The organism is Novipirellula aureliae (assembly GCF_007860185.1).
In the GTDB taxonomy this organism is placed as follows: Bacteria; Planctomycetota; Planctomycetia; order Pirellulales; family Pirellulaceae; genus Novipirellula_A; species Novipirellula_A aureliae.
This window is the reverse complement of record NZ_SJPY01000009.1, coordinates 52668-65043: the sequence shown is the minus strand read 5'-3', so window position 1 is coordinate 65043 and position 12376 is coordinate 52668. Positions and strand designations below refer to the sequence as shown.

The following is a 12376-nucleotide window of genomic DNA, read 5'->3' as shown; positions in this document are numbered from 1 at the left end:
CTTATGTATGTACCTTACAAATCGAAATTGCGGCGAGTATGGAGAGAGCACTTTCCCGCCCGAACTCAGCACGCAGCTTCCGTCGCTTCGAGCTGGTCCCGACAGCAACGGCTCGTTGCCTGGGCAACGTTGATACTAACTGCCTGCGTGGTGTTGATGCCAAACTTGGCATACCCGTTGATCGAACCTGATGAGACACGGTACGCACAGATTGCGATTGAGATGAATGAAGCTCGTGATTGGGTTACGCCGACGCTTGACGGGCGAGCATATCTGGATAAGCCTCCTTTGATGTATTGGTTGACGGCATTGTCGTTCCAGATGTTCGGTACGAACGAAACGGCAGCGAGACTGCCGTCGATGTTAGCGGCCCTCGCGACGATAAGCCTGACGTTCGGTTGGGGCAGTCGTATTGTCGGACGTCGTTCGGCTTGGCTGGGCGCAATGTCGTTATCGCTATGTGGCGGATTTATGCTAGCGGGTCGGTTTCTCATTTTGGATTCGCTGCTGGCGTTCCTTACGACCACTTGTTTGCTTTCCGGCTACATCGCCGTGCGAGGCAAAGACCATCGCCCGGGTTGGTGGATGGTCTCGGGGGTAGCTTGCGCTTTGGGGGTGCTAACCAAAGGCCCTTTGGCATTCGTGTTGTGTGCGCCGCCTTTCGTGGTGAGCGGTTGGCTGCGAGCCGATCACAGTCGCACTCGGGTCTTGCACTGGGTCGCGTTTGTCATGCCGATGGTCGCAGTGTGCGTTCCGTGGTACGTCGCAGTGGCGAAATTCAATCCCCAGTTCCTGGACTATTTCTTCTGGGAACATAACTACCAACGTTTCATGCAGGGATCAAACCACGAACAACCGTTTTGGTTCTATGTGCCAGTGGTATTCGCGGCGATGTTCCCAGCCTCGTTGTTGTTACCGTCGGTCGGCGTGTTTTTAGTCAGTTCGAGCAATCGGAAACGCTCGCTAAGGTCAAAGGATCTCGGCTTTCTCGTTTGCGCCGCGTTCTGGATGTTGGCCTTCTTTTCGGCAGCCCGTTGCAAATTGCCAACGTACATTTTGCCCGCATTACCATTTCTTTGTCTGACGATGGGCGTCATGCTAGATCAGACCGTATTTCGAGCCGGGTCCGTCGATCGGATCACGAACTATTTAAAGCCATTCCCGCAGCGAGCAACGCTGATTCTGTTGGCCTCTTGTGCGGCGGTAACGGGCGTCAATATCTTCCTCAACGACAGTGTTTTCCTTGTCGATGTGCTCGCGTCGATCGTTTGCGTTGCATCATGCATTTTTGTCGTCATCCATTGGAATCGCGACATCGCTTTCGGTCGCTTGGCTTGGGCCGGTACCACAGCGGTTGCGGTCGGAGTGTTGATGCTCGTGTCGACGGTTTTGCTACCAACGATTTCAAACGAACGATCGGTTTTTGTCGAAACACAGCGAGTAGCGGGCACCCATCCGAAGGCGGTGATTGTATTCTTTGGCGAAAACTCGCACGGCGCGAGGTTTCATTTGTCGACACAGCAAACGTTAGCCTTTCCGATCGAGTGCGAAGAAGAATTCGTTGGCTTCGCGGCAGAACAAGACGATTTTATTCTGGTCACTGACGACGCTCGGATCGAACGGACTCGCCAGAAGCTTGAAGCAACACATCGGTTGACCGCCTCGCCGCGACACCAACACGTCTATCAAGCGACACGAGTTATCCGAACCGCTGGATCGGTCGCTTGTGCGGAAAAGGTGAGTCGTTAACTCGTTTCATGCGGCTGGCGGAGCGAAGCGACACCAGTTTCAAACGGGTGCCGAGTACACACCGATCCCGAAGGCGACAAAATGGGGCGCTCCGTTTGCAGCTGTTAATCTGAACGTTCGCGAAGCCGTCGATTACGACGGTGCGACGACGGTGCAAGCGGGATGGTCTTTCCATCGTCCAAAGTCAGGACGACGCCTCCGATTCGGCGGTCACATCGGTAAGGACTCGTTACCTCGTCCACGCCCCAAAACGAGACCTTGACGCACCACGAATGGTTCGGTTGCCATCCATTCCGGTGACACGCGCCACCGGCAGCGGATGTTTCGGGCTCCGGGCTAGGGTGAAACTTGACTTACCAATTGATCTCGGCCAACGCTGGTCTTGCCGATCGCTGCCAGTCGTTTCATTGCAACGTCCCGCATTCCCCAGGAAGTATCGACGCTCGCAACACTGTCCGCATTGCCAACCGCATCGACCAACGCGACCAAGGAATGGCCGGTTCCAAATCCGATCTCCAAAACCGACTCGCCCTGATTCAATGCAAGTGATTCCGGATCACGCTCGCGAGCCACGCACTCTCTCCCGTCCGCGATCAGATCCCATGCATGACTGATTCGGTCATAAAACCCCTAGCCCGGATTATTCACGAGACACCAAACAAAAAGGGCCTTTCTTGCGTCTAAGTGTTTAACAACAAAGCACTTTCGACAAACAAGGAAGACCCTTCATGAGTTTACAGTCTGCGCAGCAATTTGTCTTGGGCTTTTGGGACAATAAACCGATCGAATTTGAGCAAGTCGAGGAGAATCTATCCTCCGATGGCGGACTGATCGCCTTCTATCAGCTCGATCAAAAACTCGGTTGGACAAAATCCCTGGCGAACCTCATCTCCGACCCGCGATCCGACCCCACTCACACCGCTCTGTCGATCGTTCGTCAACGCATCTTCGGGATCATCGCGGGATACGAAGATCAGAACGACCACGACTCCTTGCGAAGCGATCCTGTCTTCAAACTTATCGCCGAACAATCACCCGACGGCGACGACTTGGCCAGCCAACCGACGATCTCACGATTGGAAAACTCGGTCACTGCAGGCGATCTCCTCAAAATGGAAGACTGGTTCATCGATCGTTTTGTGGAGTCCTTCACCGAAGAGCCTAACGAGCTCACGCTGGATATCGATACGTTTGATGATCCTGCTCACGGTAATCAACAACTCGTCCTCTTTCACGGTTTCTACAACCAGTACCAGTATCAAGTCCGTGCGATCACGTGTGCCGAGAACGACATGATCGTGTTGCCAAGTTTGCTGTTCGGCTCGGCTCACGCCAGCTTGGGAGCTGCCGACGATCTGGCCCGAGTCATTGAAAAGATTCGCCAGCGATTCCCGCATGTGACCATTCACGTTCGTGCCGATTCAGGGTTCGCGGTCCCTGAAATGTATGACACATTGGAACGGCTCGATGGCGTTCTCTACAGCATCGGCTATCAGATGAATGCACGCGTCAAACGCGAAAGTAGCGAGCTTTTGCAGCAAAGTGTGGCCGCGTTCGAATCCTCCGGCGAGTCTCAACGGAACTTCCTCTTGCTTGATTACCGAGCGAAAGGTTGGCCGCGATCTCGCAGCATCGTGGTCAAGTGCGAGGTTCAATCCCAAGGGACTAACCGCCGCGCTGTGGTTACCAATCGCCCGGGTGTGAGTGTTTGTCCGGGCGGCGTTTATGACGAGTACGCCGATCGTGGCGAGAGCGAAAATCGTAACAAGGAACTCAAGTGTGAATTGTGTTGTGATCGCCTCAGTGACCATCGTTACATGGCCAATCTGTTCCGCGTGATGATGCACAGCGTTGCGGCGAACTTGCTGGTGCGAATTCGGCAGATTGTCGAGAGAGTGCCTGAGATTGATGAGTTCGCCAATGCTGAGATTCCTTTAGAAGCTCAGTCGCCTGGGGTCAAGCGTCGTCATCACACTCGCCGCCGTCGCCGCGACCCTTTGGGAGAGGGTCACGCTTGCACGTGGCGGACTCACGTGATCAAGGTCGCGTGCCGAGTGATCGTCCGCACGCGGCGAGTCCGCGTGCAATTCTCATCGAGTTGGCCGTGGGCCAATCATCTGGGGCGTGTTGCGGATCTGCTATCGGGCTACGCTCGGCCCGACCTCAACAGTGCCTAAATCTGCCAGAGGCGAGACGAAATTCTGAATGGGGGTAAGGGGGCGGTCCGCGCGGATCGAGCACCAAAGCACCTACCCCAGCGAATCTCACCCAAATTCTTTCAAACGTTCTCAAATCAGAACGCTCGTGAATAATCCGGGCTAGTCAGCCTGCATTGTCGATCTGGCGGCAAGCCTCTCACTCGTGTTGCTCGAAACGTTCCCCGACCAGAGACAGACAATGGAACTAACGGCGGAGGGCCAACATCGGATACGAATGCTACCGGGCAGATCCACAGCCATCTTCACAGCCATCGCCGATTGCGGCTTTGGCGGTTCAGGCACGGCCAAAGAAACCGGAATGCATCTTGCTAACGATTTGGGTTGGTGATGCTCGATGTCAGAGCGGCTGCCGCAACGCTTCGCGCGCCAGTAATAGAAAGATACCTGCGAGACACCTACGTTGAGGCAGAACTGACGAACAGTGATGTCGAGGCGATCGAATCGAGCGAGCCGATCGTCCCAAGCTTGGGCGGCATTGGTTTGAGACATAGGATCTCCCGTTTGAGAAACGTGGCGAAACCCATCACCTTAACACTCGCGTCTACAATGGTTCTGGTGGCACCAACGTCCGGATTATGTTTCATTCGCCACCGCAATTTGCTCAGTATGAGACGATGCCATCTTGGCCCTATCGCAAACCGACTGGACGCGTCGATTGCCATGCTCCGCTTTGACGAATTGTACCCGTAGATTGACACGACGGAGTTGCCCGCCGATGCGTGTCCAAAGCCTCGCATTGGCTCGATGCCGAATTGACCGCCACCCGTGTCGGAGCCAGTCGCGAAGGTGGCGTGCCATTATGTCCTCGACCAGTTGGTCCGTCACAACCAGGGTCACGATAGCGCCGCCGGAACAATGTCGTAGGCCGCGGTCAATTGCCATCAAGTGCATTCGCTGTAGAGACGCCCGAGGATGCGAATCCGCCGCCTCTTGTAAAACGCGACCAGCGGGGGTCTGGAGCGAAAACGCCCAGCCCCCGACTTGGCCGCGATTGGAACAGTGACCGCCGCAGAACAGTTCCAGCTCGCGGTGCTGGTGTTGCCCTGGGCGATTCTGCTCCGGCCTTACTGAATCTTCGATTGACTGCTGTCCAATCGGTAATTGCTCAAAAAAAACATGTGAATCGGCGAAGCCATTCGCAAAACACTGATGCTGTCCTATCACGCTCCTAGGTCGTGTAATAGCTACATACCGTCTCGTACGGATCCAATGGTGACTATGGGCTATACTCCACCATTTTTGGATAGTTTGGATATTAGGGGTTTCATCGAATCCCATCATCCTCGCCTCCAGAGTGATCCGGTCATATGTAGGATTAACGTCTAATTGCTGGTAAGCTGCCCCCATCTGCCTAATCCATCCCTCGATTACCTGATTAGCTCGGATAGACGGTAAGTCTTTTTCCCAGCACTGATACAGGTTAGCTCTTAGTTTGGACCACGCTTTGGCAGCTATCCGTACGCTTAACCGTCCTGACACTTTCCTCACACTATAACCGAGCCATTCGGCACTCTTCCCGTGCTGCATGTTAATAGCAGTTTTTCCCGGGTCTCCCTTTAGCTGAAGACCTATATCCAGGAGTCTGTTTCTTAATTGCTTACAAAGGGTTGTTGCCTCTTGTTTATTTGTGGTTAGGATCAGAAGATCATCCACAAAGCTCAGTATTGGGGTTTCGCCATGGTGTTTATTCCACCATCGGTAAAGTGTGTGATCTAGGAATAGGTTTAGCATTTCGCCTGAAAGTGGGCTGCCTTGTCTTATTCCTATTCTACTCAAGACATTACCACGGATAACAGTTTCCATCAGCCGGCAGAGGGCGTCACACGGGATGCGTTTCCGTATGACGTCCATCAACCGGCCAATGGGAACATGGTCAAATGCACCACGGATGTCCTCGCACAGCCAGACCCATCTGTTTTGGTCGTGGCTCAAATGTTCGGCTACCGCTAGTGCCTCTTCCCTTGATCGTCCTGGGTAGCGAGACCCAAAACATAGATCGGAGTAGGTCGGACTTAGGTACGGCCGTATAGCTTGTAAGATCGCTCGCTCTACCACGCGGTCCTCAATATTTTGGATCCGCAGTTCGCGGAAATCCGTTGGGGCGTGCCCCGGGGGCGTGGTATCGGTAGCAATCTTCGGGATGCGAACGCTGCGGGTCGGTCCGGGGCAGAAACTTTCAGACTTCATCGCGGCGGAGAGCACATTTGCAAGCTCCCACCGCGACTTGTCATCTAGGTCTTCACCCCTTACGCCGCTTGGTCCCGGAGCTTTGCCTGGGACGGCGCACTTATCGATTGCAATACGGATATTCTTAGCATCAACTGCCCGGGCCAGCAGTTTTTGAGCGAATGCGTTGCGTTCGCATTTGCTGCTCCGGGCGGCTTGGTTGGCTTCTACTTCATGACGGCGCAAGAAACCTTCGCGGTCCGTGTGACGGATCGCATAAGGATCATGGCGGGCATGAGCGCTGGCGGGGCTGATTGAGGCCGCCCGCCAGGCCGGCCGGTCATACATTGTTAGGTCTCCTTTGATTCGTTGATGCGGATTGCCGATTGCGTCGCGATCGCTTTCGGCGGGAATAAGATGAATTTGAGTTACGGATGCGAGCTCCTTGGGTGTCTTCCGTGTCTTGAGTACTCCATGCGTCGAGCGCCGTAAGCCGACTAAGGTTTGCCAACTCGAAACCGGCCTGCCTGTAACCCTCGAATCGCTGCCGACACTCGGCTGCGAGGATGTCGTTGCTTTCGTCCAAAAGGTCGATGATCGTGGTACGCGTTGCGCTGAACCGTGAGATTCGCAGTAAGGAAAGCGGTAGGCTGCCGCTTGCGACAATGATAAAATCAGCAGCGATTCGACCCTGGTGGGCTATCGCCGTGCTAGTTACGATGTCACGAGGGCTCAGCTCTGTATCAATGTCGTCGATTTCTTGATAAGCGTCAGAGATGGATCGAATCATCCATGCTGATGGTAGCATGCGTTTCAAGATCTCACCATGAGCCCTCGATTCCACCCAAATCTTGATCATCTGCCCTGCCACGCCTAGCGACGGGCCAAAATCCAAACCGTACTCGAGCAAACTCTCGGGATCACGTCGCGCAACGGCATCAGCCATCCTCGCAATCGCCAGGTTTCTATCCTCAAACCGATAGATTTCTTCCGTTCGTGTTCGGCGATTCTGCGAGATGATTCGCTGCGGCGCTCGATAAGACGCGGCATGCAGAATAGGCGGCAAGTTTTTCGCAGCAAGAGGTGGGTAGATGACCGGACCGGCAAGATGCTCGAAACGCATGAGGTTCGCTTTCGTTCTCGCTGTCTCGCCAGGGTTGGCGAACGCAAAAACCCGATGCCGATAGCAAACCGAAAGCTGCTCAAGGATCTCGTAGCGGTATGACTCAGCCGCATCCTCCAAAATGATAGCGTGCCAATCCTCCTGGTAGCAGTTTGCGAATGCACGGTGGGTGCCAACAACCACGCGAGTGGTGTCGCGCCATGCGGTTCCATGGACGGCCTTGGCTTGGCTACCAAACTCACTTATGCAATCCGCCCCCTCAGCCGCGTCTGCTTTCCTCGCCGTGATAACGAAGACCTTGGCACAACGAAAGAAACTACAAACCGCTGCAATCAGCTTCCAACGTCGGCGGCCACGCAGCACCTCAATAACCGATTCGGTGGGAAGACGGATTGCGTCCGCAAATCCGGAGGCAACGCCCTCTACGGTCTTTGCGTCCGATTCGGAAACCTTAAACCAACGCGGATCGAAATACCGTCGATCGACAATGCTCGCTGCGACGGCTCGATTTTGCAGTTCGCGATTCAGTCGCGGCACTAAGCCAGTAGGTATAAAAAACGTGCCGTGTTTTTGCCAACAAAGGCTGATTGGACGCATCTTAAACTGGATCGTGCCGACGTCAATTGCACTCGGCTCTATCGTTTCATAGACCAGCGTCTCGGAGGCGATAGCTTGTAACTGATCGCCGACCTTAGAAAAGGTTCCAAGGATCTCGATCGTATACGGAGCGGGCGAGGCCCCGTCGAAAAGCGCGAGGTAATGGCCTGATTGTGTCGACATAATATCTCGTGAGGACGGCAGTTAAAAACCGTCAGGGTTGTCGCTCGGACACCGTGTCCGGCTAAGTGTGGAAATGGTAAACAAAAACCGCCAAATTTGCTTTTGGCATTATCTGTTTTGAAACACAGTTTGCGGCGTTACGAACTCTCACATAGCGTCGCTTCGCCGTCGCGAACAGCAGTGCATGTTTGGATCATTCGATCAAGCGTTGCGACAATATCCAAATCCACGGCAGCTGTGCCTACGATTGAATCGATATCGTCGTCGAGCCAGTTCAGAAACCATGCCGCGGTGTCCAGAAATTCGTCGTACGGATTGACCTCGGTGTCCGTTTCGACGCCCACGGCGTGGCTTGTCGGTTTTTCATCGAGCGCGGATTTAATAAGTTTTTTCGGATGCACTCCAGTTAGTATTTTGGCCTCGATCGACTCTAAGGTTGCGCGATCTAATCGCTCGCATTTGAGGGCCAGGACCAAACCGACCTCGCCGCGGTCGACGCAGTCTTGCAACCAAGTCGGCAGCCTGAGCAGTTGGATATAGCGGTCGACGGTACGACCGCTCATTGAGCCACCGATCGATTTAGCAATGCGATCACGGAGTTGTGATGCCGTCGGACGACTGCGACAACCAAACATTTTCGCGCGTTCTATTTCTACAAGTTTTTGGATCGCTCGGGCTCGCGCGACGACACCCATCTGCCGTCGTTGGATATTGTTTAATAAGAATGCTTGATCACGTTCGTGCTCTGACGTGGGCTCAAAATAAACAGCATCGATCTCGTCGAATTTCAATTCGACACACGCCCGCAGCCGCTGATGTCCGTCGATCACCATAAAATCGCGAGTGACGAGGATGGGGGTTTGCAGTCCTCGCTGTTCAATATCATTTTTTAGCGAGGCGAATTCTTTCGGTTGCAAGTCTGATATAATACTGCCTTGCCACTGATGATGGGTAAGGTTCTCAATTCTTACTTTTTTCGATCGCATTTTTGGTTCCCGTTAATTTGTTTTTTCAAACCCTGTGCATGGGACATTGTTGACACCATGTCCCGAAAAGGCAAGCCCAGTTGTCCGAAAAAATTAGTACCGCTGATTTAGCTTCTGCAATTGGCGTCGATCGACGCACACTGACGCGATGGCGGCAGGCGGGGTTAATCCCGCCGCCGCAGCGTATCGCACTCGCAGGCAAGAAGGGACGCGTTGCTGTATGGGACCGGGCAATCGTCGCACTTTGCATTCGCTTGCAAGAGCTTTTCATGGACGGCAGGTCGGTCGCGGAAGTGAAGCAAAAGATCGACGCTGAGTTCACAAACAAGAAGCCAAAAAGCAAGTCGAAACCGGGATCCGATTCAAGCGGCGTAAAGCGTGAATTGCTTGCGGCGCGGAAGATCGTGCTTGCTGCCGTGCGAGCATTTCGGGATCGCAACGCGACGCCGACGGCATCTACACTGTTTCCAGAGGAGCTTGTGGATAAGGCTCACCGTCTGGCAGGCAACGGATATGATGTTGTTTTGGTATGGGACGGAACGAGTGCGACAGTGGCTTCCTCCACTGAGGTAACAGTCATGTTGACGCAGCAGAGCGGCGAAGCGAGTGCCGCCTTGCTCGTCGTCCCTTTGACCGATTGTTTTCCGAAGCACAACGTTCCATCGGGTCGAACGCGCGAACGAGGAACACGCCGTGTCGACATATGACGGGAAGATCAAATCGAATGCGCATTGTACTCGCGCGGTTATCTGGTTATACTTTTAGAGCCGATGTGAAGTCATCAGACATGTTTAGTATCCACGGTATTAATGATGGCGATGAGGTTGTAGTGAAGGCAGGCAGCACAGTGTAGCGTTAGCCGATATCCTCGGCTCTTATTGATTAAAACGCAGTGCTTTCAATGGATGCCTCATGATCGATTTTTTCAAAAAGACGTTCTGCTCACGCGAGTTGGTTAACATCGCGCGAGGTTCAACTGTAAGCCAAAACTCGCATGCGACTCCCGTGGGTCGCAATTCTTTAATCACGGCCAACCATTTGTTTGACGCATTGTCAATTGCGTCAATGGGGCCACCAATCGATCCCCTCGATGATTCGGTCGACGCTGACGCGATTGATGTTACGTTTTCTGTCATTCCTGGTTCGGATGTCGATGAATCACTCCCCATTATTTTTATTTGAATGCTTGCCGATCTCGAATATGTTATTCGAGCACCACTACTAAAATTACTTTTTTTAATTGGAGTTAGGTCATGGAAGACCATTACGTTGCGCCTCCTGCGGACCGCTCTACTGAGGTTAACGCACAAACGCACCTTAGCAGCGCGCAAGTGGGTGCGATTAGGGTCAAAGAGGGGGCTGGCGGCGCTTATCTTTATGCAATTGGCCGCGACATGTTTGGGGCAGCCGCAGACGCCCATAGTTTCGTTGCCATGCGAAATCAGTTACTCGCGGATGCGGGGCATCCCGAGGATCCGATGGCGGTGATGATGGTCGAGCAAGCAGCGATGGCTCACCATCGAGTTGGTCGTTTGTATGTCCTTGCAGCGACTGCGGATGTACCCGAAAAGATAGAAACTTATCAACGGATGATCGTAGCATTGCTTGGCGAGTTTCGGAGGCTTTGTTTGGCGATCAAAAAATATCGGGAACCAACTCCGGCGAAGCAGGTCACAGTCGTCGGCCAGCAAAATCTAGCAACCAATCAGCAGATCGCTTATGTCGAAGGCAGTGAGGGAACAGAAAAAAAGAACCATGACACCGAAGTAGGAAGTAAGCACCAGAAAGGAATCGGCTATGCCGAAGACAACTCAGCCTTTAACCAATCCGCGCCGAGTCGCAGCCGGGAAGCGCAACCGGTCGCTGCGCGGTGACTTAACCGACGAGGGCCGCGAACGGCTTCGTGCCGCAGCTCTGGCGAATCGCCCGTGGGAACAGTCAACAGGCCCGAGAACCGACCAGGGGAAGGCCGCCAGTGCGGCAAACGGCAAAATAAGGCAAAAGGGCTTAATGTCGGTGCGCGAGCGCAGGGCGGCGTTTGCGGACGTTGCAGACCTAATTGCCGCGATGCAAGAATCTCGCCGCCTCACCGAACCGTCGTCGAAGGTTCGCCCGAGTCCGTCTTGATCGGCTTGTGTAGGTTACTCGTATTCGGGCTATTAGCAAGTTCGGGGTATTAGCAGGACAGCGAAATATTTGACACTACTAACATTGCTCTCGATTCCGTGCGATTCCCGTCAGTGCCTACTATAGCAAGTTGTGTTTTTTGTTCACCGCAGCCTTTGCTGCAACGAATTTTTAATGCTCTATCGTTTACTCCCTGATTCGGCGTTCGGCGTCAAGCTAGTACGACGTTCAGGATTTAGATTGTTTTTTTCCGGTTTAGGAGTTTAGAAAATGTGGAATATCGAATTTTGTAGAGGTAGTTTCCAAATTACTAACGATCGAATTAGGTTCCCTCTTTCTGCTCTAGAGCTGCAGCAGCTTTTTTCTGCTCTCGGGTTATTGCTGGGAGAAATCAGTCCCAGGGACTACCTAAGGAGATTTTGCGAGTCGGAACCTGATACGGAGCCTGCGCAACAAGCAATGCTCGATATTCTTCACGAGTCTGAAGACACGCCCGGTGTTTTTATCCTACGCCTTTGGCGCAACGATCCAATGACTAAAAATCCGGTACGATTCGAGTATCGACTTTCCATGGACGACGCAAAAGACTTGCTAAGCATGCAAGATACGGTAATAGAAAAGTTTATAGAACGCGCGAACGACGACGATATGGACGATGACGATGAAGATGATGAGAATGATGCTTTTACAGACGATCAATTCTGAAGCTTCGATTATGTCACGACCGATCGAATAGGGTGGACGTAGCTCAGCTAAGGGTTTGCAAGCAGACTGGACGAGCAGCATCAGCTTTGCCGAAGAGGATGACGAGTCCGGCAAGGTACGACATTGCGTCGTTCCCGAAGCCTAATTTAGCAGCATGGAGCGACGCATTGTAGGTTCGCAGACGAATCTTCGAGCAACGTCGGACGTTATCCGCAACGTGATCCTTCCTGGCGACACAAACCAAAACACCCGCAGCAGAGCAATCAGTCGCGGGGATTTCTTTTATGAGATATCAATAAATATCGCGCCCTGAATTCTCATCGAATATCACTATCGTATAGGAGGAGAGTAGATGTCGCTCTCCGCTTATTTCATGAAGAGTAGGGCTGACGCCCTCGCCAACCTGCCCTGTCCGGGCAAGGTGGTCCCTGCGTCCAGGTCATTGCGATCTGCAACACAGGCATGTGGCCGAGCTTGGCAACAAAGCGGACCCACTTGCGTCAGTTCTTCTCACTAACTCT

At 53.3% G+C, this 12376-nt stretch carries 11 protein-coding genes, 1 pseudogene and 1 riboswitch; of the genes and pseudogenes, 6 read left to right on the top strand and 6 right to left on the bottom strand.

Annotation, left to right across the window (positions count from 1 at the left end; genetic code table 11):
* Positions 1-3 precede the first annotated feature (3 nt).
* Positions 4-1749 carry an ArnT family glycosyltransferase gene (locus Q31b_RS24045; RefSeq protein ID WP_146602208.1) on the top strand — a complete coding sequence of 582 codons (1746 nt, stop codon included), beginning with the start codon at positions 4-6 and terminating at the stop codon, positions 1747-1749.
* Between the two features lie 336 nt (positions 1750-2085).
* On the opposite strand, the gene Q31b_RS24040 is transcribed toward Q31b_RS24045, so the two are convergent.
* The gene (locus Q31b_RS24040; RefSeq protein WP_197172218.1) at positions 2086-2322 is read right to left on the bottom strand and encodes a hypothetical protein; all 237 of its coding nucleotides are present in this window, start codon (positions 2320-2322) and stop codon (positions 2086-2088) included.
* Between the two features lie 155 nt (positions 2323-2477).
* On the opposite strand from Q31b_RS24040, the gene Q31b_RS24035 reads away from it, so the two are divergent.
* Positions 2478-3926, top strand: a complete 1449-nt coding sequence (locus Q31b_RS24035) for an IS1380 family transposase (RefSeq protein ID WP_146602206.1) — start codon at positions 2478-2480, stop codon at positions 3924-3926.
* Between the two features lie 141 nt (positions 3927-4067).
* On the opposite strand, the gene tnpA is transcribed toward Q31b_RS24035, so the two are convergent.
* The 5 genes and pseudogenes from tnpA to Q31b_RS24015 all read right to left on the bottom strand — a co-directional run bounded on the left by tnpA (position 4068) and on the right by Q31b_RS24015 (position 9023).
* Complete coding sequence (gene tnpA, locus Q31b_RS24030) at positions 4068-4457, bottom strand: IS66 family insertion sequence element accessory protein TnpA (RefSeq protein WP_146602205.1); 390 nt, start codon at positions 4455-4457, stop codon at positions 4068-4070.
* An 84-nt stretch (positions 4458-4541) separates the two neighbouring features.
* On the bottom strand, positions 4542-5132 hold the full coding sequence (locus tag Q31b_RS29175) for an RNase H family protein (protein ID WP_231617816.1): 591 nt from the start codon (positions 5130-5132) through the stop codon (positions 4542-4544).
* A gap of 336 nt (positions 5133-5468) precedes the next feature.
* Positions 5469-6155: pseudogene (locus Q31b_RS29750) on the bottom strand (reverse transcriptase domain-containing protein); the annotation flags it as partial.
* Positions 6156-6474: 319 nt separating this feature from the next.
* The gene (locus Q31b_RS24020) at positions 6475-8037 is read right to left on the bottom strand and encodes a hypothetical protein (RefSeq protein WP_146602203.1); all 1563 of its coding nucleotides are present in this window, start codon (positions 8035-8037) and stop codon (positions 6475-6477) included.
* 137 nt (positions 8038-8174) lie between these two features.
* Entirely contained in the window at positions 8175-9023 is an 849-nt protein-coding gene (locus Q31b_RS24015; protein ID WP_146602202.1) for a ParB/RepB/Spo0J family partition protein, read from the bottom strand.
* Positions 9024-9103: 80 nt separating this feature from the next.
* Here Q31b_RS24015 and Q31b_RS24010 point away from each other — a divergent pair, with 80 nt between their 5' ends.
* The 4 genes from Q31b_RS24010 (at position 9104) to Q31b_RS23995 (ending at position 11855) form a co-directional block, all read left to right on the top strand.
* Positions 9104-9730 carry a helix-turn-helix transcriptional regulator gene (locus Q31b_RS24010; protein ID WP_146602201.1) on the top strand — a complete coding sequence of 209 codons (627 nt, stop codon included), beginning with the start codon at positions 9104-9106 and terminating at the stop codon, positions 9728-9730.
* 205 nt (positions 9731-9935) lie between these two features.
* Positions 9936-10205, top strand: coding sequence for a hypothetical protein (locus Q31b_RS24005; RefSeq protein WP_146602200.1), 270 nt, complete (start codon positions 9936-9938; stop codon positions 10203-10205).
* A 71-nt stretch (positions 10206-10276) separates the two neighbouring features.
* On the top strand, positions 10277-10897 hold the full coding sequence (locus tag Q31b_RS24000; protein WP_146602199.1) for a hypothetical protein: 621 nt from the start codon (positions 10277-10279) through the stop codon (positions 10895-10897).
* A gap of 523 nt (positions 10898-11420) precedes the next feature.
* On the top strand, positions 11421-11855 hold the full coding sequence (locus Q31b_RS23995) for a hypothetical protein (RefSeq protein WP_146602198.1): 435 nt from the start codon (positions 11421-11423) through the stop codon (positions 11853-11855).
* A gap of 366 nt (positions 11856-12221) precedes the next feature.
* Positions 12222-12350, top strand: a riboswitch (SAM-I-IV-variant riboswitch).
* Positions 12351-12376: the final 26 nt, after the last annotated feature.

Excerpts from the sequence above, each read along its gene's own strand:
- tnpA (WP_146602205.1), bottom strand. The coding sequence starts at position 4,457 with ATGTCTCAAACCAATGCCGCCCAAGCTTGGGACGATCGGCTCGCTCGA.
- Q31b_RS24015 (WP_146602202.1), bottom strand. The coding sequence starts at position 9,023 with ATGCGATCGAAAAAAGTAAGAATTGAGAACCTTACCCATCATCAGTGG.
- Q31b_RS23995 (WP_146602198.1), top strand. The coding sequence starts at position 11,421 with ATGTGGAATATCGAATTTTGTAGAGGTAGTTTCCAAATTACTAACGAT.
- Q31b_RS24035 (WP_146602206.1), top strand. The coding sequence starts at position 2,478 with ATGAGTTTACAGTCTGCGCAGCAATTTGTCTTGGGCTTTTGGGACAAT.
- Q31b_RS24045 (WP_146602208.1), top strand. The coding sequence starts at position 4 with ATGTATGTACCTTACAAATCGAAATTGCGGCGAGTATGGAGAGAGCAC.
- Q31b_RS24000 (WP_146602199.1), top strand. The coding sequence starts at position 10,277 with ATGGAAGACCATTACGTTGCGCCTCCTGCGGACCGCTCTACTGAGGTT.
- Q31b_RS24005 (WP_146602200.1), top strand. The coding sequence starts at position 9,936 with ATGATCGATTTTTTCAAAAAGACGTTCTGCTCACGCGAGTTGGTTAAC.
- Q31b_RS24020 (WP_146602203.1), bottom strand. The coding sequence starts at position 8,037 with ATGTCGACACAATCAGGCCATTACCTCGCGCTTTTCGACGGGGCCTCG.